The organism is Salinisphaera sp. T31B1 (assembly GCF_040361275.1).
GTDB lineage: Bacteria > Pseudomonadota > Gammaproteobacteria > Nevskiales > Salinisphaeraceae > Salinisphaera.
On record NZ_APNH01000005.1, the window covers coordinates 128,439 to 153,776 of the forward strand.

General features: G+C 64.6%; 23 protein-coding genes and 1 tRNA gene. 5 read left to right on the forward strand and 19 right to left on the reverse strand.

Features of this window, described 5'->3' with window-relative positions:
• Positions 1-279 precede the first annotated feature (279 nt).
• The 8 genes from T31B1_RS17415 to rpsU all read right to left on the reverse strand — a co-directional run bounded on the left by T31B1_RS17415 (position 280) and on the right by rpsU (position 8,553).
• Positions 280-951 carry a GntR family transcriptional regulator gene (locus T31B1_RS17415; protein WP_353250811.1) on the reverse strand — a complete coding sequence of 224 codons (672 nt, stop codon included), beginning with the start codon at positions 949-951 and terminating at the stop codon, positions 280-282.
• 136 nt (positions 952-1,087) lie between these two features.
• Positions 1,088-2,206: a tricarballylate utilization 4Fe-4S protein TcuB gene (gene tcuB, locus T31B1_RS17420; RefSeq protein ID WP_353250812.1), complete on the reverse strand. Its 1,119-nt coding sequence runs from the start codon at positions 2,204-2,206 to the stop codon at positions 1,088-1,090.
• Positions 2,193-3,599 (reverse strand): FAD-dependent tricarballylate dehydrogenase TcuA, encoded by a 1,407-nt coding sequence (tcuA, locus tag T31B1_RS17425; protein ID WP_353250813.1) that lies wholly within the window; start codon positions 3,597-3,599, stop codon positions 2,193-2,195. Before tcuA ends, tcuB begins: the two co-directional genes overlap by 14 nt.
• Positions 3,600-3,897: 298 nt before the next feature.
• Positions 3,898-3,974 (reverse strand) — tRNA-Ile (locus tag T31B1_RS17430).
• A gap of 82 nt (positions 3,975-4,056) precedes the next feature.
• Positions 4,057-5,913 carry an RNA polymerase sigma factor RpoD gene (rpoD, locus tag T31B1_RS17435; protein WP_353250814.1) on the reverse strand — a complete coding sequence of 619 codons (1,857 nt, stop codon included), beginning with the start codon at positions 5,911-5,913 and terminating at the stop codon, positions 4,057-4,059.
• 78 nt (positions 5,914-5,991) lie between these two features.
• Positions 5,992-7,740 carry a DNA primase gene (gene dnaG, locus T31B1_RS17440; RefSeq protein ID WP_353250815.1) on the reverse strand — a complete coding sequence of 583 codons (1,749 nt, stop codon included), beginning with the start codon at positions 7,738-7,740 and terminating at the stop codon, positions 5,992-5,994.
• Between the two features lie 51 nt (positions 7,741-7,791).
• Positions 7,792-8,238: a GatB/YqeY domain-containing protein gene (locus tag T31B1_RS17445; RefSeq protein ID WP_353250816.1), complete on the reverse strand. Its 447-nt coding sequence runs from the start codon at positions 8,236-8,238 to the stop codon at positions 7,792-7,794.
• Positions 8,239-8,337: 99 nt separating this feature from the next.
• On the reverse strand, positions 8,338-8,553 hold the full coding sequence (rpsU, locus tag T31B1_RS17450; RefSeq protein ID WP_006915178.1) for a 30S ribosomal protein S21: 216 nt from the start codon (positions 8,551-8,553) through the stop codon (positions 8,338-8,340).
• Between the two features lie 110 nt (positions 8,554-8,663).
• Between rpsU and tsaD the strand changes: the two genes are divergently transcribed.
• Positions 8,664-9,692 (forward strand): tRNA (adenosine(37)-N6)-threonylcarbamoyltransferase complex transferase subunit TsaD, encoded by a 1,029-nt coding sequence (gene tsaD / locus T31B1_RS17455; RefSeq protein WP_353250817.1) that lies wholly within the window; start codon positions 8,664-8,666, stop codon positions 9,690-9,692.
• Positions 9,693-9,696: 4 nt separating this feature from the next.
• Here tsaD and T31B1_RS17460 read toward each other — a convergent pair whose 3' ends face one another.
• On the reverse strand, positions 9,697-10,611 hold the full coding sequence (locus tag T31B1_RS17460) for an AEC family transporter (protein WP_353250818.1): 915 nt from the start codon (positions 10,609-10,611) through the stop codon (positions 9,697-9,699).
• A 169-nt stretch (positions 10,612-10,780) separates the two neighbouring features.
• On the opposite strand from T31B1_RS17460, the gene folB reads away from it, so the two are divergent.
• Together folB and folK are read left to right on the forward strand one after the other, a co-directional pair.
• A complete protein-coding gene (folB, locus tag T31B1_RS17465; RefSeq protein WP_353250819.1) occupies positions 10,781-11,137 on the forward strand; it encodes a dihydroneopterin aldolase in 357 nt (118 codons plus the stop codon).
• The gene (folK, locus tag T31B1_RS17470) at positions 11,134-11,637 is read left to right on the forward strand and encodes a 2-amino-4-hydroxy-6-hydroxymethyldihydropteridine diphosphokinase (RefSeq protein WP_353250820.1); all 504 of its coding nucleotides are present in this window, start codon (positions 11,134-11,136) and stop codon (positions 11,635-11,637) included. Before folB ends, folK begins: the two co-directional genes overlap by 4 nt.
• On the opposite strand, the gene T31B1_RS17475 is transcribed toward folK, so the two are convergent.
• On the reverse strand, positions 11,634-12,371 hold the full coding sequence (locus T31B1_RS17475; RefSeq protein WP_353250821.1) for an SDR family oxidoreductase: 738 nt from the start codon (positions 12,369-12,371) through the stop codon (positions 11,634-11,636). The two genes, folK and T31B1_RS17475, sit on opposite strands and share 4 nt — an antisense overlap.
• A 92-nt stretch (positions 12,372-12,463) precedes the next feature.
• On the opposite strand from T31B1_RS17475, the gene T31B1_RS17480 reads away from it, so the two are divergent.
• On the forward strand, positions 12,464-13,270 hold the full coding sequence (locus tag T31B1_RS17480; protein ID WP_353250822.1) for an undecaprenyl-diphosphate phosphatase: 807 nt from the start codon (positions 12,464-12,466) through the stop codon (positions 13,268-13,270).
• Positions 13,271-13,356: 86 nt separating this feature from the next.
• On the opposite strand, the gene T31B1_RS17485 is transcribed toward T31B1_RS17480, so the two are convergent.
• From T31B1_RS17485 to T31B1_RS17525, 9 genes are all read right to left on the reverse strand, one after another.
• Complete coding sequence (locus T31B1_RS17485) at positions 13,357-14,577, reverse strand: multifunctional CCA addition/repair protein (RefSeq protein ID WP_353250823.1); 1,221 nt, start codon at positions 14,575-14,577, stop codon at positions 13,357-13,359.
• Between the two features lie 49 nt (positions 14,578-14,626).
• A complete protein-coding gene (locus T31B1_RS17490) occupies positions 14,627-16,549 on the reverse strand; it encodes a transglycosylase SLT domain-containing protein (RefSeq protein ID WP_353250824.1) in 1,923 nt (640 codons plus the stop codon).
• Between the two features lie 103 nt (positions 16,550-16,652).
• The gene (locus T31B1_RS17495; protein WP_502951045.1) at positions 16,653-17,615 is read right to left on the reverse strand and encodes a hydrogen peroxide-inducible genes activator; all 963 of its coding nucleotides are present in this window, start codon (positions 17,613-17,615) and stop codon (positions 16,653-16,655) included.
• A gap of 19 nt (positions 17,616-17,634) precedes the next feature.
• Positions 17,635-18,564, reverse strand: a complete 930-nt coding sequence (hemF, locus tag T31B1_RS17500) for an oxygen-dependent coproporphyrinogen oxidase (RefSeq protein ID WP_353250826.1) — start codon at positions 18,562-18,564, stop codon at positions 17,635-17,637.
• A 3-nt stretch (positions 18,565-18,567) separates the two neighbouring features.
• Complete coding sequence (locus tag T31B1_RS17505; RefSeq protein WP_353250827.1) at positions 18,568-19,140, reverse strand: L-threonylcarbamoyladenylate synthase; 573 nt, start codon at positions 19,138-19,140, stop codon at positions 18,568-18,570.
• A 54-nt stretch (positions 19,141-19,194) separates the two neighbouring features.
• Entirely contained in the window at positions 19,195-21,678 is a 2,484-nt protein-coding gene (locus T31B1_RS17510) for a DNA topoisomerase I (RefSeq protein WP_353250828.1), read from the reverse strand.
• Between the two features lie 156 nt (positions 21,679-21,834).
• Positions 21,835-22,305 carry a Smg family protein gene (locus tag T31B1_RS17515; protein ID WP_353250829.1) on the reverse strand — a complete coding sequence of 157 codons (471 nt, stop codon included), beginning with the start codon at positions 22,303-22,305 and terminating at the stop codon, positions 21,835-21,837.
• A 50-nt stretch (positions 22,306-22,355) separates the two neighbouring features.
• Positions 22,356-23,480: a DNA-processing protein DprA gene (dprA, locus tag T31B1_RS17520; protein ID WP_353250830.1), complete on the reverse strand. Its 1,125-nt coding sequence runs from the start codon at positions 23,478-23,480 to the stop codon at positions 22,356-22,358.
• Positions 23,481-23,524: 44 nt separating this feature from the next.
• Positions 23,525-24,622 (reverse strand): LysM peptidoglycan-binding domain-containing protein, encoded by a 1,098-nt coding sequence (locus T31B1_RS17525; protein ID WP_353250831.1) that lies wholly within the window; start codon positions 24,620-24,622, stop codon positions 23,525-23,527.
• Between the two features lie 191 nt (positions 24,623-24,813).
• Here T31B1_RS17525 and def point away from each other — a divergent pair, with 191 nt between their 5' ends.
• Positions 24,814-25,335, forward strand: a complete 522-nt coding sequence (gene def, locus T31B1_RS17530; protein WP_353250832.1) for a peptide deformylase — start codon at positions 24,814-24,816, stop codon at positions 25,333-25,335.
• Positions 25,336-25,338 lie beyond the last annotated feature (3 nt).

Here is a 25,338-nt window from a genome sequence, read left to right on the forward strand (position 1 = left end):
CCGAAGCGGGGGCGACAGGCGTACCCGCTGGGCAGACGGAACCGTCATCGTGACGAGGTCGTTGTATATTGAAGTATACAAGCGAATCCATCCGGGTTAAGCCCGACGAAGGTCGTACATCGTGGGTCGTGCCGGGCGGGTGTCTGCCTGCGAAGTGACCATGTGGTGGGCGTTCGACAGGACTTGCACACGCCGGCCAACCCGCCTCGCAGGGCTGCGGGCGAACGGGATTTAGACAGGAATTCGCACTTCGGCAGAATCGCCTCGCGCGGGTGCGGATTATCCGTCGAGCGTGCCGGCGCCGAGGACCAGATGTTCGCGCATGAGTTTGAGCCGTGCGCGCTGGGCGTTACGAATATGGTCGCGTGCTGCGGTATCGGCGGCCTGCGGGTCGCGTGCGGCGATAGCGGCCACAATGGCACGGTGTTCGTGATGCGCGGTTTCGAAGCGGCCGGTGACGCGCAGCGACGTGCCGCCGAGCAGGGTCATCGAGTCCCGTAGCCCGAGTAATGCGCGTTCCAGAAAACGATTGTGTGCCGCCCGATAAAGCGATGCATGGAATATGCGATTGAGATCGGCCAGGCGATTGGGATCGTCCCCGATGGCGGGCTCTGCCGAGATCAGCTCGTCCAGCTCCTCGATCTCGGCGGGCGATGCATGACGAGCGGCGAACCCGGCCGCCGAGCCTTCGAGAATCTCGCGCAGATCGTAAAGCTCCATGGTCTCTTGATGATCGAGCTTCGAGATCACCGCACCGTGGCGGGGCACGAACGACACCAGTCCGTCGCTTTCCAGTCGTCGGATGGCTTCTCGCGCCGGCGTACGACTGATGCCGAGCCGCTCGGCGATCTCGACCTCACGCACCCGCGTGCCCGGCTGTAGATTGCCGGACTGGATCTCTTCCTTGAGTCTCAGATACGCGGTCTCGCCACGGGACACGTTGCCTGCCATCACATGTATGCCTTGTCGTTGATCGAAGCGGTCACCAACACAAGCATCGCCGGGTCCCGTAACGTCAATGCCCGAGCTTACCGGAACCCCGGCTGACCGGCCACGAATGGCAAGACCTCGACGGTCGGCCGACGGGTCATCCGCCGCGCGCGGCCCGCTGCTCGTGAGCGTGTCGGACGAGTGCGGCGACGCGGTAGAGCGCATGTACGAACTTGCCGTAGGGCAGGGTTACGAATAACGCGAACACGATGCCGAGATGGATCGCCAGCAGCAGGCCCATCGCCGCGGTCGATCGAAACACCAGGAGCAGCAGGCCGGTGAGCCCGGTCAGGAGCAGCATCCAGATGAACGTACGGCCCATGTCGAACGGTTTGATGGTCGAGATGGCGTCGTCACGCTGGCTGCGCCCGACGAGCAGACCGATCGGCCCGATGAGTAAGCCCAAACCGCCGAGGATGCCCAGCACCACGGTCGGATGCCAGACGGGATACGGTGCCTCCCAGCCAAAATAGTGGAACAGGGTGCCGGTGGCCGTCGAGGCAAAGCACAGCATGAAGCCACCGGATGTGAAGTGATGATACAACCGACGCCGATCGTCTGGGCGCTCGCCGTCGTTCATGCAGCCACGGCCGCCGCCATCCAGATAGCGAAGGGTCACCGCATCGCGTGCTGCCTGCCAGAGCGAGCCCGAGGCGAGTTTGTCGATCGGCTCCGAGGCCTGCCAGAAGCGACGCACGCTCATCGTCATGGCCACGATCGCGTAGACGAACGCCGCACCGAAGATCAGAGCCATCGCGTTGTGAGGGAGCAACTCGTAGAACGCCCCCGGCGCGGTATAGGTGTCGAACAAGGCGGCCGGGCTGCGTAGCACGATCAGGCCGATGATGAACACGGCCACCGCCAGGGCCGTGGTCAGCCCGATCCACAGCCCGTTGCGTTCGAACACGCCGGCAAAGGCGCGCGGCCAGGCATAACGCGCATAGGTTTCTTCGCGCAGCTCGGCCATGGCCACCGGCACGTTGATGGCGAACTCGTGCGGCGGCACGTACTGGCAGCCGTAGTAACAGGCGCCGCAGTTGTGGCAGAGGTTTGCCAGATAATCCACGTCGCCGCCGGCGAAATCGCGCCGCAGCTCCATGGCCGGGAAAACGGCACACAGCCCCTCGCAGTAGCGACAGGCATTGCAGATGGTCATCTGACGGGCGGCTTCTTCCTGTGTGCCGCTGGCCAGGGCTATCAGATCAACGTTGGACATGCTGTGCGGCTCCTGTACCTGCGATGCGCCCGAACACGCTGCCGATGGTCATGCCGATCCCGGCCAGATACCCCTGGCCCAGAACGTTGCCCGCCATGATCTCGCCGGCCGCGAGCATGTTCTCGGCCACGCGCCCGTCTTTCATCACCATGCGCGCGTCGTGGTTCACCTTGACGCCCAGATAGGTAAAGGTGATGCCCGGCCGCAGGGTGTAGGCATAAAACGGCGGTGTATCGATCGGGCGGGCCCAGTGCGATTTGGGCGGCTCGAGGTCGACGGTGTGGCAGTCGTCATGGGTGGTGTGGTCGAAATGGCCCGGCTGACAGGCGGCGTTGAAGCGTTCGATGCTCGCCTGCATGGATCCCGGGTCGAGACCGATCTTGCCGGCCAGTTCTCCGAGCGTGTCGGCGCGCTCGGGCGGAAACACCGACGGCATGAACAGGCGGATGGATTTCTCGTCGATGATCACGTGCCCGATCTGATCCGGTTGACCCGCGATCAGCCGGCCCCAGATGGCATAGCGCTTGGGCCAGAAGTCCTCGCCCTCGTCGTAGAAGCGTTGCCCGTTGGCGTTGAGCACCACGCCGAAGGGCACGCAGTCCAGCCGGGTGACAATGCCGCCGTCGAACTTGGGTGCGCGACCATCGATGGCCACGGCGTGGCCCTGGGTCGCATCGCCGACCTGTTCGATGCCGTGGTCCAGCAGCAGACGCAGGATTTCGCCGCGATTGTAGGGCGTGCCGCGAACGAGGAAATTCTTGGCGGCCGGTCCCCAGGCTTCAGCCAGCCATTCCATGTTCGCCTCGAAACCGCCCGAGGCAGCGACGAACGCCCGGGCGGACACGCGTTCGCGCCGGGTGTCGTGCTCGAGGGTGGCGCTTTTAAAACGTCCATTGTGAATCTCGAGATCGACCAGCGTGGTGTCGTAGCGAAAGGCCACGCCCAGCTTTTCGGCGGTTTCATAGAGCGTATTGAGCATGGTCCGGCCGCCGCCCAGGAAGAACGCGTTTGTGCGTCCGAGCGATAGCGTGCCGCCCAGCGAGGGCTGGAAACGCACGCCCTGGGCCCAGAGGAAATCCCAGAGCTCCTTGGATTTCTCGAGCGTCAGCTGGGCGAGTTCGTGATCGGTCTCGCCCTTGGTCACACGCAGCAGATCGTCCCAAAACTCGGCGACCGGATAGGGCCCGGTGAGAATGCCGTTGCCGGCGTCGTGGGCCACCCGCATGTTGCGGGTATGGCGGGTATTACCGCCGCGATAGGTCTTAGGGGCACGTTCGACGACCAGCACGCGCGCTCCGGCGCGAGCGGCCGTAATCGCGGCACAAAGTGCGGCGTTGCCGCCACCGGCGATGAGAACATCCGGGTCAGAGAACGAATGATGGCTGTCGGGCACGAGCGTAGCGACTGCGGATCGATAAGGTATTTATACAATTGTATCCGAAAGAATACAATGCTGTTTCAAGCCTTCGAGACAGCGCGACCGGCGGCATGGCGTGCCGAACGGCCGTTGGTAGCCATCGAGCAACCGAATGGAACGGGGGCAGGTAAGGGAGGCTAGCGCTCGTCGGCGCGGACTAGCGTGCGGATTCGCAAGGGCAGCCGTGCCGAAAAGTCAGGCCGGAGGCGGTCACCTCGCACGTTCGCAGGAACGCGCGGAGTGGCCGCGATGTGACCGGATATCGGCACGGAGATGGTGGGCCCGGCAGGACTCGAACCTGCGACCAAGGGATTATGAGTCCCCTGCTCTAACCAACTGAGCTACAGGCCCCCAAACGACGGCGCCGGGCATTGCGCCCGGCGCGGAACTATAGCGTGTCGTGCCAAGCGCTTGCCAGCACGACACCATCGGACTACTCGTCCAGGAAGCTCTTGAGGAACGTCGCACGCGAGGGGTGGCGCAGCTTGCGCAGCGCCTTGGCCTCGATCTGGCGAATACGTTCGCGGGTGACATCGAACTGCTTGCCGACTTCCTCGAGGGTGTGATCGGTGTTCATGTCGATACCGAAGCGCATGCGCAGGACCTTGGCTTCGCGCGGCGTGAGACTGGCCAGGGTGTTGTGGGTGGCTTCGCGTAGCGACTCGCCCGAGGCCGAATCGTCCGGCGCGACCGCATTGACGTCTTCGATGAAGTCGCCCAGATGCGAATCCTCGTCGTCGCCGATCGGCGTTTCCATCGAGATCGGTTCCTTGGCGATCTTGAGCACCTTGCGAACCTTCTCCTCCGGCATCTCCATGCGCTCGGCCAGCTCTTCCGGCGTGGCCTCACGGCCCATTTCCTGCAGCATCTGGCGAGAAATGCGGTTGAGCTTGTTGATCGTTTCGATCATGTGCACCGGAATACGGATGGTGCGCGCCTGATCGGCGATCGAACGGGTGATGGCCTGGCGAATCCACCACGTCGCGTAGGTCGAGAACTTGTAGCCGCGACGGTATTCGAACTTGTCGACGGCCTTCATCAGGCCGATGTTGCCCTCCTGGATCAGATCCAGGAACTGCAGACCGCGGTTGGTGTATTTCTTGGCGATCGAGATCACCAGACGCAGGTTGGCCTCGACCATTTCCTTCTTGGCGCGACGGGCCTTGGCCTCGCCAATCGACATCTTGCGGTTGATTTCCTTGATGTGATTGACGCTCAGCGCGTTCTCGGCCTCGATCTGGCGGATACGGCCCATCGAGCGCACCAGTTCCTCGCGGCGGGTGGCGATGGTCGACGAATAGCGACGCTTTGCCCGGATGAGCTTGTCCAGCCAGTCTTCGCTGGTGAGGTTGTCCGGCAGCTGGCGAACGAAATCGCGCCGCGGCATACCGGCCTCGGTGACACAGATCTGTAGCATTTCGCGCTCGGTGCTCCGGATATCGAGCATGGTCGTGCGCAGCTGCAGGGTCAGATCGTCGGCGGTCTTGGGCACCAGCTTGAAGCGCATGAAATGCGTAGCCAGCTTGGTGAGCGCCTCTTCGGTGGCCGCGTGTTCGCGACCGTGTTCGTCGAGGGCCTTGACCGCGTCGTTGTGCAGGCTCTTGAGCTTTTTGAACTGGGCCTTCGCTTCTTCCGGGTCCGGGCCGTCGTTGGCCGGGGCCGAACCTTCCTCGTCGTCCTCGTCGTCGCTCGATTCGTCCTCGTTGACGATGGGGTCGCCGGTATCGGGGTCGACGAATCCCACCAGTACGTCGGTCAGGCGCTTGTCGTCGGACTCCACCTGGCTCCACAACTCGAGCAGACGGCCGGTGGTCGCCGGGAAATAGGCGAGCGAGAACATCATCTCTGCCAAGCCTTCCTCGATACGCTTGGCGATACGGATTTCGCCCTGACGGTCCAGCAGCTCGACGGTGCCCATCTCGCGCATGTACATGCGCACCGGGTCGGTCGTGCGGCCGAACTGAGGATCAAGCGCCGCCAGCGTGGCCGCCGCCTCCTCGGCGTCGTCGTCATCGTCCTCGTTGACGGTGTTCTCGTTCATGAGCAGGCTATCGTCGTCCGGCGCGGACTCGTGCACCGTGATGCCCATGTCGCTGATCATGTTGACGATGTCTTCGATCTGCTCGGGATCGACGATATCGTCCGGCAAGGTATCGTTGACCTCGGCGTAGGTCAGGTACCCTTTCTGCTTGCCGTGGGCAATCAATAGCCGAAGCTGAGATTTCTTGTCTTTGCTCATGTGTGATCTGCTGCTCGTGGGGACGTGACGTGCGCTGCGATAACCGTCCATGATACCAATTCGACCGCGCCGCAGCGACTTGAACGGCCATTGGCCCGATTTATCGGCCGTTGGCGGATGCCGATCAGGTCATTTACGTTGTAGCGCACGCCTGAGATGTTCCAGTTCGTGCGCGGCCTCGGCATCCAGTGGCCCGGCGTCCAGTCGCGCCAGTAACGCGTCGTAGCGCTGGCGCATCGACGATCGGGAGCCGGTATCGGCCGAGAGTCGTTCGATCGCCTCGTCGAAGGCCTGGGCGCGCTGTTCGTCGTTGCCCGGCGGGGTGGTGCCCGCAATCTGTTGTAACCGGTCGAAAAACCGATGCTCGCGATAGCGTTCCAGCCAACGCGATACCGGGATAGTTGGGTTGTTCGAGAAAAACTCAATCGCCTGGGTCAATATTTCTGTTCCCTTGGTCCGACTGTCGCGCAGTGCGTCCAGGTCTTTCACGCGGGCGGCCAGGCCCGTGTCGGATAGCAGTAACGACAACGCACGGCTGACCGGCGTAACCCGGATATCGTGGTCTCCCAGTTTTTTATCGGCCGCGCGCGGGGCCTTTGAATGCGCGGCGGAATACATCTGGCGCAGATCGTCGGCGGGCAGACGCGCCAGCTCGGCCAGCTCGCCGATCAGCTCGCTGCGGAAAGCCTCGGGCGGCAACGCATTGATCGGTTCGCGCGCGTTCTCGATCAGCGCGGCGCGCCCATCGGGCGATGCCAGATCGGCGTCGCGTGTCAGTCCCTCGATAAGCACTCGGGAAGCCGGCTGTGCCGCATCGATCGCCCGGGCGAAACGGGCCGGTCCGTCGGGGCCACGCACCAGCGTATCCGGGTCTTCGCCCTCGGGAAGAAACAGAAACCGCACACGCCGGGCGCCGCGCATCACCGGCAGGCTCTGGGCCAGCGCCTTGTCGGCCGCGCGCACGCCCGCCGCGTCGCCATCGAAGCAGAACACCACTTCCTGGGTATGACGAAACAGGGTAGTCAGATGCGACGCCGTGGTGGCCGTACCCAGGGTGGCGACCGCATTGGGAAAGCCGTGCTGGGCGAGGGCGATCACATCCATATACCCCTCGACCACGATCAAGCGCGGCAAATCGCGCAAGGCCTGGCGCGCCTCGAACAGCCCGTACATGTGATCGGACTTGTGGAACAACGGCGTTTCCGGCGAATTCAGATACTTGGCCTTGTCGTCACCCAGCGTGCGGCCGCCGAAAGCGATGGTGCGCCCGCGTGAGTCGCGGATGGGGAACATCAGTCGATTACGAAAGCGGTCGAAATGACCGCCGGAGTCCCGGGCTATCAAAAGCCCGGCCGTCTCGGCCGCGCCGCGGTCGCGCAGGCGCTCGGTCAGGGTGTTCCACCCGTCGGGTGCATAACCCAGCCCGTATTCACGCGCCATCTCGCCGGTCACGCCGCGATCCTTGAGATACTCGATAACCCCCGGGTTGCGCCGCAGCTCGGCGCGGTAAAGTCGGTCGGCGATACGCAGCGCTTCGAATAGCGGGTCGCGCGGCGGCCCGGCACTGGCGCTCGACTGGGCGTCCTGGGGAATGTCCAGACCGGCCGCATGGGCCAGCACTTCGACCGCGTCGCGGAACTCCAGGCGATCGTATTCCATCAGGAAACTGATCGCCGTACCGTGCGCGCCGCAACCGAAGCAGTGATAGAACTGCTTGCTGGGCGATACGGTGAACGAAGGTGATTTTTCGTCGTGAAACGGACAACAGGCCGCGTATTCGCGACCTGTCTTTTTCAGCGGTACCCGCGCGTCTACCAGCGCGACGATGTCGGTACGCTCGAGCAGCTGGTCGATGAAGTCCTGCGGAATACGGGCCATACGCGTGCTTTTCGTCCCCGATCCGAAGGTCGCGGCCGCGCCCGACGCGGGTCAGCCCTGTAAGCGCGCCTTCAGCCGCTGGCTGACGACCGCCATGTCGGCCTGGCCCTGCAGCCGGCCTTTGAGCGTGCCCATCACCGCGCCCATGTCGCGCATCGAAGACGCGTCGTGCTCGGCGATCGCCGACTCGATGGCGCGATCGATCTCGGCTTCCGACAGCTGCGCAGGCTGGTAATGCTCGAGCACGCCGATTTCGGCGGCTTCGGCATCGGCCAGTTCGTCACGGCCTGCATCCCGGTACTGGGTTTCAGCATCGCGACGTTGCTTGATCATTTTCTCGAGCACCGCCAGGATATCGGCATCGTCGAGTTCGGTGCGTTCGTCGACTTCCCGTTGCTTCACGGCCGCCATGAGCATGCGGATAACCGCCAGGCGCTCCTTGTCGCGCGTGCGCATGGCCGATTTCATATCGTCCTGTAGCTGGGCTTTGAGACTCAAGCGAACTCCCTCGTCTGGCGATACGGGCTGGAAAATAAAAACAGCGGCTCGAGGCCGCTGTTCAATACGTCGAAACTGGCAGCGCGCCGCGGCCGACGACTAATACTGACGCGTGAACCGCTGCTGCTCGCGCTGAAGCTTCTTCGCGTGACGCTTGACCGCGGCAGCGCGTTTGCGCTTACGGGTCTGGCAGGGCTTTTCAAAGAACTCGCGACGGCGTACTTCGGTGACAACGCCCGCTTTCTCGCAGCTGCGTTTGAAACGACGCAGGGCGACTTCGAACGGTTCGTTTTCTTTGACGCGTACGCTAGGCATTGAGCAATCACTCTCCGGGAATATTCGGTGTGTCGGGTATCCGGCGGTGGGTGGAATACGCACCCACGCGCTAGAATAGGACGCAGAATCTTAATGGCTGCTTCTGAGTTTTGCAACGACCCTCTATCATTCTCGGTATCGAGAGCTCCTGCGACGAGACCGCGGCCGCCGTTTACCACGGCGAGCAAGGCCTGATCGCGCATGCCCTGCATAGTCAGGTGGCCCTGCACGCCGATTATGGCGGCGTCGTGCCCGAACTGGCATCCAGGGATCATATCCGCAAGATCACGCCGCTGATCGAGCAGGTGCTGGCTGATGCGGGCCAGCCCTCGCTGACCGGTATCGCCTACACGCGTGGCCCCGGCTTGGTCGGGGCGCTGCTGGTCGGCGCATCGGTGGCCGCCGGTCTGGGGATGAGCCGCGCGCTGCCGGTATTGGGTGTCCATCACATGGAAGGACACCTGCTGTCGCCGTTGCTCGAGGACGATCCGCCCGCGTTTCCGTTCGTGGCCCTGTTAGTCTCTGGCGGCCACACCCTGCTGGTTGCCGTCGAGGGCGTCGGGCGTTACCGGGTGTTGGGCCAGAGCCTGGACGATGCGGTCGGCGAGGCGTTCGACAAGAGCGCGAAAATGCTGGGACTGGGTTATCCCGGCGGGCCAGCGCTCGCAGCGTTGGCTGCCGACGGCGACCCGCAGGCCTACGCATTTCCCCGTCCCATGCTCAAGCGGGCCGGGCTGGATCTGTCGTTTTCCGGGCTGAAGACGGCCGTGATGCTCGCGATCAAGGATGCGGCCGGTGCCGAGGCATCGGCGGATATCGCCGCCAGCTTCGAGCAGGCGGTGGTGGACACGCTCACGACCAAATGTCGAAGAGCGCTCCGACAAACGGGCATGGCACGCTTGGTGGTGGCCGGCGGGGTCGGGGCCAATCGTCGGCTGCGCCAGACGTTGACGAAACAGGCGGCGCACGACGGTTTCGGCCTGTATTTCCCGCGCGCCGAGTTCTGTACCGACAACGCCGCCATGATCGCTCTTGTCGGCCATCTGCGCCGCGCGGAGATGTGCTGCGGCCTATCGACGGCCGATGCCAAGCCGCGCTGGTCCCTCGATACCCTGGTTCCGCCGGGCGTACCGGCGTAGCCGGTCAGCTGAGCAGGCCCAGCCATAGCGGCAGGGTGAGCATGGCGAGCAGCGTCTGGCCGGTGATCAGCCCGGCCATGAGATCGCTGTCGCCGCCGAGTTCGCGCGCCAGCACATAGGCCGAGGTCGAGGTGGACATCGCCGTGAACAATAGCGCCACGTCGCGGGTGACCGGATCCAGCCCGAGCAGCAACGCGGCGAGCATCGCCAGGGCCGGCAGCGCGACAAGCTTGATTGCGCTGGCGACCCAGAACGCCCGCCCGGCCCGCATCAGCACCGCCGGACGCAGCGCAACGCCGACGGCCAGCAGCCCCAGCGGTAGGGCGGCGCGGCCCGTCAACCCCAGCAGCGCGTCGCTCCAGCCGGGCAACCCGATCCCGGACAAATTCAGTACGATTCCGGCGATACACGCCAGGATGAGCGGATTGCGCAACAGCTCGAGCACGCTGCGCCACAAGCCAGTGCGCCCGAGTGTGCCGGCTGCGATGAAGCAGCCAACGCAGAGCACGTTCACGGTGGGCACCATGAGCGCGATCGCGACTGCCGAGGCTGTGGTGCCGGCCGCGCCGTGCAGCGCGGTGGCGCCTGCGATGGCCACATAGGTATTGAAGCGCAGCGCGCCCTGAAAGACCGATGTGAAAGCCGGGCCGCTCAGGCGCAAGCGCCAGCGCAGCATCCAAAGGACGGTCGCGAAGACCAGCAGGCTGCCGATCACCACGACCGCCAGCCGCCCGATAGGCACCTCTGCGACTGGGGCAATCGCGAGGGTATGCGTCAGCAGCGCGGGAAATAGCACGTAGTAGATCAGACGTTCGGCCCGGGGCCAGAAATCACCGCCGGGATAGCGCATCCAGCCGAGCGCTGCACCGACGAGTATCAACAGGAACAATGGGCCAAGCGCGTTCTGAACAGCCAGCATGGGCGGGCGGATCCTTGTCTGGATAACAGCTGACGCGGGGCGTGCCCGGTCGACGACGGAGGATTGTGGCATGCACAGATGATTTGCGTCCGGTGCTAAGCTTGCCGCTGCGGGAATAGGCACGCGAGGTGTCGGTCGCTCGGGCCGGCGGATCGCCCGAGGAGGCTGTTTGGACACTATCTTCATCGACGGGCTGAGCGTCGATACGCGTATCGGCGTCTACGGCTGGGAGCGTCGGATTCGCCAGCGTGTCGTCATTGATCTGGCCATGGATTTCGATATCCGGCCTGCTGCGGCGGCCGATGATGTCGATCTGACGCTGGACTACAAATCGGTCGCCAAACGGGTAATCGCCTATGTCGAAGCCGCTGAGTTCCTGCTGGTGGAAACCCTGTCCGAGCGTGTCGCTGAGCTCATTCTGAACGAGTTCCCGGTCGCCCGGGTCTCGCTCAAGCTCAACAAGCCTTATGCGCTGCGCGGTGCGGCCGGCGTGGGGGTGCGCCTGATCCGGAGCCGCAATCCATGACCGCCGTCTTCGTCGGCTTGGGCAGCAACATCCAGCCGCATGCCCACGTACCGCTCGCCTTGCATTTGCTCGAGCGCAGCTTCGGCGCGCTGCAGGTCTCGCCCGTCTATCAGTGTCCGGCGGTCGGATTCGATGGGGAGGATTTCGTCAATCTCGTCGTCGGGTTTGACACCGCCACCGACGTCCATGCACTGCAGGACCAGCTTCGCGATATCGAAGCCGCCTGTGGCCGCGACCGCGCCGAAGCGATGGCCTCCCGGACGATGGATATCGATCTGCTGCTCTACGGCGATCTGATCGTCGACGACGACCGCCTCTGCCTGCCGCGTTCGGATATTGTCGAATACGCGTTCGTGCTCAGGCCGCTTGCCGAATTGGTGCCCGAGTCGGAACACCCGGTGCTCAGACGCAGCTACCGGGCACTTTGGGAGGCGTTCGATGATCCCGGCCAACCCCTGACCGAGATCACGCTTCGGACCAACGAGCCGCTCAGTCGCTAGCCACCAAGCCGGCGGCCGCCGTCGACCGCAATGACCGCGCCGGTCTGGAAATCGTTGCCCATGATCGCCGCGATCGCGCGATAGACATGCTCGGGCGTGCCCGTTCGACGCAGCGGTGTGTCCGCGATGATCGCCTCACGGCAGGCCGGGTCATGCCACGCCTCGAAGCTCAACGGACCGGGCTGGATGACGTTGACCTTGATCGCAGGGGCCAACCGTTTTGCCTGGGACAACGCCAGACTCTGCAGGCCGGCCTTGGTCGCGCAGTACACGTCGTATTCCGAGACGGGCCGGTCCGCGTGGATATCGGTGATATGCACGATATCGGCCGGTGTCGCGGCGGAACCGGTCATCAGCGGCGCGAGCGAGGTGTTGAGCAGATACGGCGCGAGCATGTGAACCTCGAAAAAGGCCTGGAACTGGTCGGCGGCATCCGTCGGGGTGCTGCGGGTCGGCGCGAATGCCGAGGCGTTGTGCACGATGGCGCGCAAGCCGGAGACCACGGCGCCGATGCGCTGCGCGATTGCCAGGCAGCTATCACGATCGCCGAACTCGCCCTGGACCAGTTGCGCACCGCGTGCGGCTAGCCGTTCGATCTCGTCGGTATGGCTGCGATATTGGGCGATCACCGCATAGCCGTCGTCGATGAACCGATGGGCCAGATGTGCCCCGACGTTGCGATTGGCGCCGGTAATCAGGATCTGTTCGTAGTGCTGGGAAGAGGACTCTGTCACGGACAAATCATCGGCCTCGCGGTATAGTTCGACGCCCGTTGGCGGCCCGCGGGCCGTTGCGGTCTTCCAATTCTTGCCGCCTGGTTACGTCTATGGACTGGTATCAGATGTTAGTGCTCGCGATTGTGCAGGGCATTACCGAGTTCCTGCCAATCTCGAGTTCGGCGCACCTCATCCTGGTGCCGCATTTTCTTGGCTGGACGGATCAGGGGCTGGGCTTCGATCTGGCCATGCATCTGGGCACGCTGGTCGCGGTGATCGTCTATTTCCGTCGCGATGTAACCCGACTGCTTACGGCATGGATACAGTCGATGGTCGCAGGCCGCCGGGATGGCGATGTGGCGATGGCCTGGGGACTGGTGCTGGCTACGATACCTGCGGTGATCGCGGGGCTGGCGATCGGCCTGATGGGCGAGGACATGCTGCGCGCGCCCGGCATCATCGCCACCACCAGCATCGTCTTCGGGTTGCTGCTCGGCCTGGCCGATGCCCGGCCTCGGCGCGATCGTGAACCCACGGACCTTGGATGGCGCGAGTACCTTGGCATCGGCCTGCTGCAGGCGGTCGCGCTCATTCCCGGCTCCTCGCGTTCTGGCATGACCATTCTCGGCGGCCGCGCCTTTGGCTTGAGCCGGCCCGCGGCCGCGCGGGTATCGTTCTTCATGGCCATTCCGATCACCGTGGCCGCCATTGCCTTCGAGATCGTGTTGCTGCTGGATGCGCAGACTGCGACGCCGTGGGGTCAGATGGGCGTCGCAGCGGTCCTGGCCTGCGTGAGCGCGATGATCGCGATCCACTACTTCCTGCGCATGCTTCAGTCGATGAGCATGATGGTGTTCGTGGTCTACCGTCTGCTGCTGGGTATTCTGCTGTTCGCGATCTTCGGCTGGTCCGGCTAGCCGGACCAGCGGGCACCGGGCTGGCCCTGATACGGGCCTGAAAGACCGCCCCGCCCGAGCTGAGCCCTCGGCCGTGCAGGGGCGGTTCAGCCGGCGAGCACGTCGGCGATCGCTCGTGTCCGTTCACGGGCCAGTGCCGCGCCGATATCCGCGCCTCGCAGCCCCGCACGCACCAGCGGTTCGGCCGTCACTGCACGTGCTGCTTCGAAAGCGGCGCGCGCCCGGGCCGGCTGCGCATAGTGCCGATATTCGAAGCCCAGGCGGCCTCTGACATCGGCATCGCAAACCGCGAGCAGCGTCTCGAGTCGCTCGGGGCGCCGGAATGCGTCAAGGCCTTCGAAGAGTTTGAGCAGCGTCGCCGGGCGCAGTTCGTACAGCCGATGGATATGGGTATGCCAGCGAGCGGTCAAGCGTCCGGCGTCTCGCAGGGCCTTGGGCACGCCCAGGCGCAGGCTGGCCTGCTCGGCGGGCGCCACGCCGCGCTCTTCGTGGCCATGATGAGCGGGCAGCATGCGCGCTGGGGTCGAAGCCTTGCCGTAGTCATGACACAGCGCGGCATAACGCGCGCTCAGATCGCCACCCGCCGCGGCGACCTGGGCGAGCACGAGCAGCGTGTGCACACCGCTATCGATCTCCGGATGGTGACGAACCGGCTGGATGACACCGAACAGATCGTTCAATTCCGGAAAAAGTCGGGCGAGCGCGCCGGCCCGACGCAGCAGATAGAAGAACAGATGTGGCTCGTCGTGCATGAGTGCACGTTCGCTTTCGGCCCAGACGCGCTCGGGCACGAGATGATCCACCTCGCCGTTGGCGACCATCGTCTTCAGCAGCTCCAGTGTTTCGTCGGCCACCGTGAAGCCCAGTGGCGCGAATCGGGTGTAATAGCGTGCCAGTCGCAACAGACGAACCGGGTCTTCGACGAAGGCCGGCGAGACATGCCGAAGCACGCGTGCCTGGATATCGGCCTGGCCGTCGTGGGGGTCGATCAACCGGCCGTCGTCGCTGCGCGCGATGGCGTTGATGGTCAGATCGCGCCGAACCAGATCCTCTTCCAGCGTCACACCGGGCTCGGCATGAAACACGAATCCGTGATAACCGCGACCGGACTTGCGTTCGGTGCGTGCAAGGGCGTGTTCTTCACGGGTTTCGGGATGCAGAAAGACCGGAAAATCCCGTCCGACCGGCGTATACCCGGCCTGGATCATCTGTTCCGGGGTGGCTCCCACAACCACCCAGTCGCGATCGGCGCCGGGCTGGCCTAGCAGCATGTCCCGGACCGCCCCGCCCACGAGATAGCGTTCCAAGGCTAGCGCCCGAACGCCGGGCCGAACGCCGCGGTCATCGTTGGGCTCATCAATTGAGGCTGCCGGTGTCGGCGTAGTCGGTCTTGACGGTATCCATGCGTGAATCCAGAGGCACGATGGTCTCGTCCAGACGCGCCTGGAAGACCGTCATGTGCGACATCGCGCGCTGGACGTAACCGCGGGTTTCGGTGTAAGGAATATTGGCGACCCAGATGGTCGGGTCCATGGGTTCGCCCGGCAGCCAGCGTTCGATCCGGCCGGGGCCGGCGTTGTAGCTGGCGCTGGCCAGCGCGAGATTGCCATGCCAGCGGTCGAGCATGTCGGCCAGATAGCGGCTGCCCAGCTGAATATTGACTTCCGGTACCGTGAGCGCGGCGCTGCCCGGTGAGGCCGTGCCGAGCTGGCGCGAGACCAGCCGAGCGGTGCCCGGCATGAGCTGCATCAGGCCGACCGCACCCGCCGGCGATCGTACCGCCGGCTGAAACAGCGACTCCGTCCGCATGATCGCGAGCACATACGCCGGATCCAGATCGTTGTCGTCGGCGAAGCGGCCGATGGCATCGCTATAGGGCATCGGGTAGCGAATATCCAGATCGTCCCAGTAATCGGCCTTGGCCAGCGTGATGATCGCTCGCGAATACCATTGCCATTGATAGGCGATGCGCGCGGCCTCGGCCAGGGCGGCGTTATCGAGCCCGTCGATGAGCGCGTTCCATTCGAGTCCGGCCTGATGGTCGCGCCCCAGCGCACGCAGCTCCTCGGCACGGGCCAGCGCCGGGCGCGCACGCACGCGCGCCGCAGCGGCCGCATCGGCGGGCAGCGGGCGTTCGTTGAGGCTGTACTGGCGATCCAGCGCATCTGCGGCGAGATAACCGTGATAGGAGCGTTCTCGAGACAGCGGCTCGAGAATCGCCTGTGCTTGCGTGTCCTGTCCCATTTCGAAAAGCGCGCGTCCGTGCCAGTAGCGCCACTCCTCATCGGCGCCGATATCGGCCGGCAAATCCCGGATCGCCTCGACCACCAGCGGCCATCGCTGTTGATAGATCGCCGACCGAATCTCCCAGCCCAGAGCGTGGCCGTCGTCGGCCATGCGCGCATGGTCGATACGTGCAAACCAGGCCAGCGCCTGGGCCTGATGGTTCTGGGCGTACAGCAGCGCCACATAGCGCTTCATCTCGTAGCGCTGCTCGGCGTCCAGATCCATCCGTTCGGCAAGCACGGGCAGCAGGTCGGCGGCCGTGTCCAGATCCGACAGCGCCAGACGCTTGAAGGCATGGACCGCGACATCGGCATCCAGCGAACGATCGGCGTTGGCGAGCTGGCGTGGCGATTGCGACACGGCCAGCCACTGGTCGATCGTGGCGGTCTGTGGGCCGGGCATCTGTTTGGCGAGATAGCGGGCCAGACCGTACTGGCCTTCGATGACGGCCAGTCGCGCCCGGCGCCGGATCTCGTCAGGACCGAGCAGGCCCTGGTCGTCGAGCCAGGCGAATACGGGGTCGCAGGCATCGGGCTGGCTGCGGCCGACCCGCCAGAGATCCAGCGCCTGGGCGCGCGGATTCATGCCGAGCCGGATCTGCGCATTGATCCTGCGACAGGTGGCAGCGGTCCCCTCGTCGGCGCCGCTGTTGTCCAGCACCGCTTGCCAGCGGCCGCGCCGCGCGAGGCTGTTCAGCCAGTGACGACGCAGACTCACCGCCGGCGGCAGATCGGGGTTGGCCGTGACGAACCCGCGGATTTCGTCGTCCAGAGACGGACCGGCATCGTGGTCCAGCCGATACCGCAGGTCGGCTGCGCTGATGTAGTTGTATAACGGATACGACTGGAGTTGGGCCAGTGCAGCCTGCTCGCTGTCCAAACGGCCCTGCTGGGCTGCAGCGAGCGTGTCGAGGAACAGGCTGCGTTGGGCCGGCGTTGCGGCCGTGGCCAGGCTGGCGCAAAGCCACAGGCCGGCAAGCAGAACTATACGCATGGCGTATCGATGGCGAAGGCGGAACATGTGCAGGCAGTGTACCGCAGCAGACGCCGCGGACTCAGGGTCGCCCAGCACGTCGCCCGGCGCGGATGGCGCCGGCTCAGAGCGTTGCGGTGAAGCTGTCGTCGTCGATATTGAAGGCCGGCTCTCCGGCCAGCAGGGTCACGCCCGACGGATCGCAGTTCATGACCGCCTCGCGCAGCATGTTGATCGCCTTGGGCCGCGGGAAGCTCTTGCGCCAGGCAATCGCAATCCGACGGGTCGGAGCGGTGCCGGCGAACGGACGTGTCTCGAGCAGATTCGAATCGTGCGCCAGCCCCGGTATCGAAGAGCGCGGCAGCACGGTGATACCGAGGCCGCTGGCGACCATGTGGCGAATGGTCTCGAGGCTGGAGCCGGCCTGCGACTGCCGGGTTTCCTCTCGGTCGCGACAGTCTTCGCATAGCGACAGGACCTGGTCGCGGAAACAGTGGCCTGGACCGAGCAGCAACAGATCTTCGGTCGCCAGATCGTTGGCCTCGATCTGCGTACGCGAGGTCCACGGATGGTTCTGGGGCATGACCACCACGAACGACTCGTCGTAGAGCGCCCAGGTCGACAGGCTGGGTACGTCGAACGGCATGGCGATGATGACCGCATCGAGTTCGTTGTTGCGCAGCTGCTGGGTCAAGGTGCCGGTGAAATTCTCTTCGATGATCAGCGGCATGTCCGGTGTGGACTCGCGCAGCTTGGGAATGAGGTGGGGCAGCAGATAGGGGCCGACCGTATAGATCACGCCCAGGCGCAGCGCGCCCTTGAGTTCGTCGCGGCCCTGTTCGGCGACCGCCTCCAGTGCGCTGACTTCACCGAGCACGCGATAGGCCTGCTCGATCACGCGGCGTCCGATCGGCGTCACCCGGGCCTCGCCGCGATTGCGTTCGAACACGGTCACGCCGAGCTCGCCTTCGAGCTTCTTGACCGCGACCGACAGCGTCGGCTGGCTTACGAACGCCCGCTTGGCGGCACGGCCAAAATGCCGTTCCTTGTCCAGCGCGATCAGGTAGCGTAGTTCGGTCAGGGTGATATGCATCGGATACGAAGTATCAGGCGGTCGAAAGGCCGAGCCAGTCCTGGGGCTTGAGATAGGTCTCGTACAGCGTGGCCTCGGGGCTGCCCGGGTCCGGCTGATACCCATATTGCCACGATGCAACCGGTGGCATTGACATCAGGATGGACTCGGTGCGTCCGCGCGATTGCAGGCCGAACAGCGTACCGCGGTCATAAACGAGATTGAACTCGACATAACGGCCGCGTCGATACAACTGGAAATCCCGCTCGCGCTGGCCGTAGGTCTGCGCGCGGCGTTTTTCGACGATCGGTGCATAGGCGTCGATGAAGCCTTGTCCAACGTCGCGTACGAAGGCGAAGCTGTCGGTAAAACCCAGCTCGTCGAAGTCGTCGAAGAACAGTCCGCCCACACCGCGGGTTTCGTCCCGATGCGGCAGATAGAAGTATTCGTCGCACCATGTCTTGAAGCGTGGATACAACGACGCATCGTGGGCAGCGCAGGCCGCTTGTGCTGCGGCATGCCAGGCCACAGCGTCCTCGCGGTAAGGATAGTACGGCGTCAGATCGAAGCCGCCGCCGAACCACCAGACCGGTGCTTCGCCGGGCCGTTCGGCAACGAAGAAGCGGACGTTGGCATGGGCCGTCGGCGCATAGGGATTGCGCGGATGTGCCACCACCGACACGCCGGTGGCAATGAACGACCGACCGGCCAGCTCCGGTCGGCGAGCCGATGCCGACGCCGGCAGGTTGTCGCCGGTCACGCGAGAGAAATTTACACCGGCGCGCTCGAAGGTGCTGCCCTCGGTCAGCACTCGGGTGTCGCCGCCGCCGCCCGCCGGCCGCTGCCAGGTATCGATCAGAAACTCGGTATCGGGCTCGAGCGCGGTGAAGCGCTCACAGATATGATCCTGCAACTCGCGGAAATAGGCGATCACCGCGTCCGGGTCGATACACTGATCCGACATGGGCTAACCGCGCAGGATATGGCCGCTGACCATGTCCCGTATCTGGGAGGGCGTACCCGGATGATCGGGGAGGCCGCCAAGGATGAAATCCACGGCCGAGCTGCCGAATCGGGCCCTGATCTGCCAGGCCGACCGGGCCGGCGGATGACCGGACAGGTTGGCGCTGGTCGATACCAGAGGCCCGCCGAAGGTGCGCGAAAGCGCGGCGGTCAGCGCATGATCGGTCTGGCGGAGCGCGATGGTGTCGTGGTCGCCGGTCAGCCACCAGGGCGTATCGTCATGCGCGGGTAACAGACAGGTCACCGGAGCCGGCCAGAAGGCCACGGCCGCATGCCAGGCATCAGTGGCACCGGGGTCGACAAACGGGGCCAGATCGTCGGGCTCGGCCCCGACCACGATCAATCCCTGGGCAGGATCGCGTCGCTTGAGTTCGATGACCCGCAGCACGGCTTCGGGCTGGAGCGGATCGCACGACAGCCCCCAGACACCTTCGGTGGCATGCGCGACCACGCCGCCGGCTCGCAGCACCCGCACGGCGCGCGCCAGTCGATGGGTGGAGGGCAGAGTCGGATTCATCGGCATCCCGTCGTTTCGGTGCAAAAATGCGAGGCGCGCGTATCGTCGGCCCGATCAGGAGCCGGACTTGTCATCCGATCCGGCCGAGGTCTTGCGCTTGGCGGGCGTGCGCTTGGCGGCCGGTTTTTTCGTCGAGCCAGACTTCGCAGCCTTCGGCTTGGTCTTGGCCTTGGCCTTGGCCGTATCCTTGGTCGTGCTTTTCGCGGTTTTGTCGGCGGTCTTTTTAGACGCTGTCTTGCGTCCGCGCTTTTTCTTCTCGGGCGCCTTGGCAATGATGTCCTGACACTGCTCGAGGGTCAGCGATTCGGGCTCCACGTCCTTGGGCACGCTGGCGTTCTTCTTGCCGTCGGTGATGTATGGGCCGAACGGGCCGTGCTGCACTTTGATGCCTTCGGCCTCGAAGTGCTTGATCAGTTTCTTGGCGTCGGCTTCCTTCTTGGCAGCGACCACTTCCTTCGCGCGTTCGGGCGTAATGGTGTAGGGGTCGTCCTCCTTGAGCGAGGCGAACTTCTTGCCGTAACGCACATACGGGCCGAAGCGGCCGATATTGGCCACCATCGGTTCGCCCTCGGGCGTTTCGCCCAGATCCCGCGGCAGGTTGAACAGATACAGCGCTTCGTCGAGCGTGATCTTGTCCATGTCCTGGCCCTTGCGCAGGCCGGCGAACTTCGGCTTTTCCTCGTCGTCCTTGGTGCCGATCTGCACGAATGGGCCGTAGCGGCCGATACGCACGATCACCGGCTTGCCGGACTTCGGATCGGTGCCCAGCTCACGCGCCTGGGCGACTTCCTCGCGCGACAGATCCTGCTTGGACTCGATCTGCTCGGAGAAGCGGTCCCAGAATTCGCGCAGCAGCGGCTGCCACTTCTCTTCGCCGCGGGAGACCGCGTCGAGCCGGTCTTCCAGCTTGGCGGTGAACTCGTAGTCCACGTAGCGGGTGAAGTGGTCGGTCAGGAACTTGTTGACGATCTTGCCCAGCGGCGTCGGCATGAAGGCCTTGCCGTCCATCTCCACGTATTCGCGATCCTGCAGGGTGGAGATGATCGAGGCATAGGTCGACGGCCGGCCGATGTCGTATTCCTCGAGGGTCTTCACCAGCGCGGCTTCGGTGAAGCGCGGGGGCGGCTCGGTGAAATGCTGGGTCGGCACGATCTGCTGCAGCGCCAGCATCTCGTTTTCTTCGAGATGCGGCAGGCGCTTGTCGGAATCGTCGTCGGACTTGTCGTCGTCCTTGCCCTCCTTGTAGACCGACAGGAAACCCGGCTCGCGCAGGGTTCGGCCGGAGGCCCGGAACAGGTGCCTGCCGTCGGCGTCGGCGGCCAGGTCGGCCGAGACGGTATCGAACAGCGCGTGCACCATTTGGCTGGCGACCGTGCGCTGCCAGATCAGCTCGTACAGCCGGAACTGGTCCGAGGACAGCGACGTCTTGATCTCTTCCGGAATGCGCGCGCTGGCGGTCGGGCGGATGGCCTCATGGGCCTCCTGGGCATTCTTCGACTTGGTCTTGAAGGTTCTGGGCGCGTCGGGGAGATTTTTCGCCCCGTAGCGACGCCCAATCATGTCCCGCAGCTCGGCGATGGCGTCATTGGCCAGGTTCACCGAGTCGGTACGCATATAGGTGATCAGGCCGGTGGCTTCGCCGCCATCGACCGATACGCCTTCATACAGACTCTGGGCCGTACGCATGGTGCGCTTGGCGGTGAATCCGAGCTTGCGCGCGGCTTCCTGTTGCAGCGTGGACGTGGTGAACGGCGGCGCCGGATTGCGCTTGCGCTGTTTCTTTTCAACCTTGGCGACGCGCAACTGGCCGTTTGCGGCCTTGGTCAGCGTCTCGAACGCCTCGTCGGCGCTGCCCTGATTATTGACCGTGAACTGCTCGACCTTCTCGGCGTTGAGCTGGCTCAGGCGCGCAGTGAACGGTATGTCGTCCTTGTCGACCTGGGCCTCGATCTTCCAGTACTCCTGGGGAACGAACGCTTCGATCTCGGCGTCACGCTCACAGATCAGGCGCAGGGCAGGGCTCTGGACACGACCGGCCGACAGGCCGCGCTGGACCTTGCGCCACAGCAGCGGCGACAGGTTGAAGCCGACCAGATAATCCAGCGCGCGGCGGGCCTGCTGGGCGTTGACCAGATCGTCTGATATCTCGCGCGGGTTGGCCACGGCCGAACCTACGGCCTTCTTGGTGATCTCGTGAAACACGACACGGGCGACGTGCTTGTCGCCGATCAGGCCGCGTTCGCGCAGCAGCTCGAGCAGATGCCAGGCAATGGCTTCGCCTTCGCGATCCGGGTCAGTGGCCAGCAGCAGGGAATCGGACTTCTTCAGACTCTTGACGATCTTGTCGACGTGTTTGACGTTGCGATCGATCACGTCGTAGCGCATGGCGAAGTCGTGCTCGGTATCGACCGCGCCTTCCTTGGGGATCAGATCGCGCACGTGTCCGTACGAGGCCAGGACCTCGTAGTCCTTGCCCAGATATTTTTCGATCGTCCGGGCCTTTGCCGGCGACTCCACGATGACGAGATTGCGGCTCATCGACTCACGCTGATGGGATGGAATGTCTGCGCCTGAATGACGGCGCGCTGCACACTAGCACAGCCTTTGAAGCATGCGCGAGCGTGTTACGTCAATGTTCGGCAGGCCGGTGACGCAGAGCGTCAGTCTGGAATAGTCGGCCGAACAGCGGCTGAATCAGTGGGCCGCGCCGGGCGATTCGGCGTGGATCATGGCCTCCATGCGCGCATAGGCCTGGTCGTGACCGGTCGAGGAGAGCACCATCATCACGACCCACTTGAGCTGCTCGATCTCGGCGCCTTCGAAGGCATCCTCGGCCAGTGCCATGAGCCGATCGATGACGATCTCGCGGGCCGTGGCCGACAGTACGCCCGACTGCTGGAGAAAAGCCAGAAAGCCGCGGCATTCGGCGTCGAGGACGTGCATCTCGGCTTCCGAATAGACCCGGATCGCATCCTCGCTCGGGGTTGCAGCCAGCGCCTGGCCGGCGGGATCGGTGGCACGGATCCATGCGAAGGCGTCATCGATCTCGTCGGGAAAGAAACCGGCTTCGTCGAGGTCGTCCCGGATGTTGGCCGCATGTTCGGCGTCTGCCAGAGAGAAGTTCTCGAACAGATACAGCAGGACGTCGAGCAGGTTTTCGTTCATGAGCACAGGTCCGTTGTTGAACAGTCCTCGCCGGTAAATGGTCCGGAGCGTCAGACGACCCGGCTGTAGGCACCGCCCGGGGTGGTGACCACGTGTCCTTCCAGCTCCAGAATGAGCAGCGTCGATGATACCGCATCTGCCGACCAGCCCGTCCGTGCGATCAGTTCGTCGATCCGCGCAGGGGCGTGGCCGAGCGCTTCGAGCAGCACCCGGTGGTCATCGTCGGCGATTGCCGCATCCGCTTGATCGCATTGACGATCCGGCGACTGACCCGGTTCGCGCTCCGCGGGTGCCGACGCGCGGAAGCCGGGCAGCACGCCGGCGATATCCTCGAGTATGTGCTCGGTCGTCTCCACCAGTTTTGCGCCATCCCGGATCAGTTGATGACAGCCGCGAGCCAATGGGTTGTGAATCGAGCCGGGCAGGGCGAAGACGTCGCGCCCGGCTGCGGCCGCCATGCGGGCGGTGATCAGCGAGCCTGACGCACGGGCGGCCTCGATCACAAGTGTTGCCGAGCACAGACCGGCGATGATGCGATTCCGGCGCGGGAAATTGCCGCGTATCGGCTGGGTGCCGAGCGCGAATTCGCTGAGCAGCAGCCCGTCGGCCGCAATCCGCTCGGCCAGCGGCTTGTTAATGGCCGGATAGACGCGGTCCAGCCCCGTACCGCATACCGCGATGGTCATGCCGTCGGCCGCCAGCGCGCCTTCATGGGCGGCGGCATCGATGCCGCGTGCCAGGCCCGACACCACGACCAGCCCGGCGGCGGCCAGTGCGCCGCCGAATTCGCGCGCCGCGTCCAGCCCCGCCGGGGTCGGGTTGCGGCTGCCCACGATCGCAATCGCGGGGTAGCGCAGCAGGTCCGTGTCGCCGTTGGCAAACAGCCAGAGCGGTGACGGGTCGAGCTCGGCCAGCGCCTGGGGATAATGCGGATGTTCACGGCTTATCAGCTCGTGGTGAGGCTCGGCCAACCACTGCTCGGCCTCGACCAGGCGGGGGTTGTCGCGGCTCGCACGGGCCGCGAGCACCGCGCGCGGAACGCCGAGTTCGCGCCACGCGCTATCGCCAGCGGCAAGCGCAGAGGCCGGGGTGCCGAACCGTTCGATCAGGCGCGCGGCGAACGTGGGCCCGATGCCCGGAATACAGGCCAGTTGCAGCCAGTCGCGCCGACTCATCGCGGCTGCTGTGTGCGCTTGGCGTGGAGCGAGCCCATGAACACTCAGGCCTGCGGGGCCGCGACCGTATCGCCGACATGAACCGCACGTTGTGCCCGCATGATCAATGCGAAACTCACCCGGGCATCGGTCTTGAACACCATCAACTGGCCCGATTGCAACGGCGGTAACTGAACCTGGCCGCCCTTGACCGGGTCGCGCACGACACGGCCGGCTTCGAATATATCCAGCACATGACCGCGTTCGATGCCGTCGTCTTCTCCCACGTCCAGCGTGACCACCTGGTACTGGCCGACCGCGGCGACACCGTCGTACACCGAGATGATGCGTCCGTCGACCGGCGCCCCGGGCGCATGCGGATAGAAATGCCGCACCAGATCCTGCTGTTCGAGCGGTAACAGGCGATCGCCTACCAGCGCTTCGCGGTAGCTGCGGGTGATCCGGCCGGTGGACACCGTATCGAATGTATCGATATCGATCTCACCGACCGGGACCGCCTGGCGCCCCAGAATCTCGCCGTTGACCGGATCGGTATACGGACCGCTGTCGCGTACGAGGCTGTAGCTTTCCGTAGGCGCGCCGTCGAGGTCGATATCGCGGATATAGACTGTAGTGCCCTTGCCGCCGACCAGATGCTCGTCGACAAACGACACGACATAGGGCGCTGCGTTGATCTGTTTGGCCGATACCAGCCGCGGGCCTGTGAGAAAGGCGCGGATTGCGTCCAGGGGAATGGTGGCGATGTTGTCGAGCGGTTGCTCGCGCACGTGCGGCGACAGGCGCTCGGTGCGCGCGCGGGCCAGCATGGGCTGGCCGTCGGCGCTGCGCGTGAGTATCAGCACTTCGCCAGGGTAGATCAGATGGGGGTTGGCGATATCGGGGTTGTCGTCCCAAAGCTGGGGCCAATACCAGGGATCCCGCAGGTAATATCCGGCAATCGCCCAGAGCGTGTCACCCGGTTTGACTACGTACCGCAGCGGCGCATCGGCGCGCATGTGGGCGTCGAGATCGGCGGCGTTCAGCTCGGGCAGCGCGCGCGCTGCCAACGGCTGGGCAGTCGGCGGGTCGATCACGGGCTGCACGTTGTCGACCGGCGCGGCCGGTCGGCTGGCGCAGCCGGCCAGCAGCGCGATCGAAAACATGCCCGCTACCAGCCCGCCAAGCCTCGGCGTCCGATCCAAACCGTTATACTCTCGCATCCAGGACGCGCCCCCTTCTGTTGCATGGCCGCTTCGATGTCGTCATCGGATCGTCGGCCGGCCCCGCGCATCGCATCGCCGGGGCCGTCGATCGGGGCCCGGTCAATTTTGCGACGCGTTGAAAACGACAGAGTATGGCGATTCTAGAGATTTTGCATTTCCCCGATCCGCGGCTCAGGGAGGCCACCAGCCCGATCTCGACATTCGATGATGCGCTATCGCGCTTTATCGACGACATGTTCGAGACCATGTACGACGCCCCGGGCGTGGGGTTGGCGGCGACCCAGGTCGGGGATACGCGCCGCGTGGCCGTCATGGATTGCTCGGACGACAAGACTGAGCCTCTGGTGATGTGCAACCCCGAGATTCTCTGGGCCGAGGAGCTGGAGACCGTCGATGAAGGCTGCCTGTCGGTGCCGGAGCATTACGACCGGGTAAAACGCTACGCGCGTCTGCGTTTTGCCGCTCAAGACCGGCACGGCGAGCGCTATGAGATGGACGCCGAGGGCCTGCTGGCCCAGTGTGTTCAGCATGAGCTGGCTCATCTGGACGGGGGGCTGTATATCGACCAGTTGTCGCGTCTCAAGCGCGAGCGAATACGGCGCAAACTGGCCAAGGCCGCGCGTCAGTCCGAAGCTGAAAAGGCCGGCGGCTGAGCG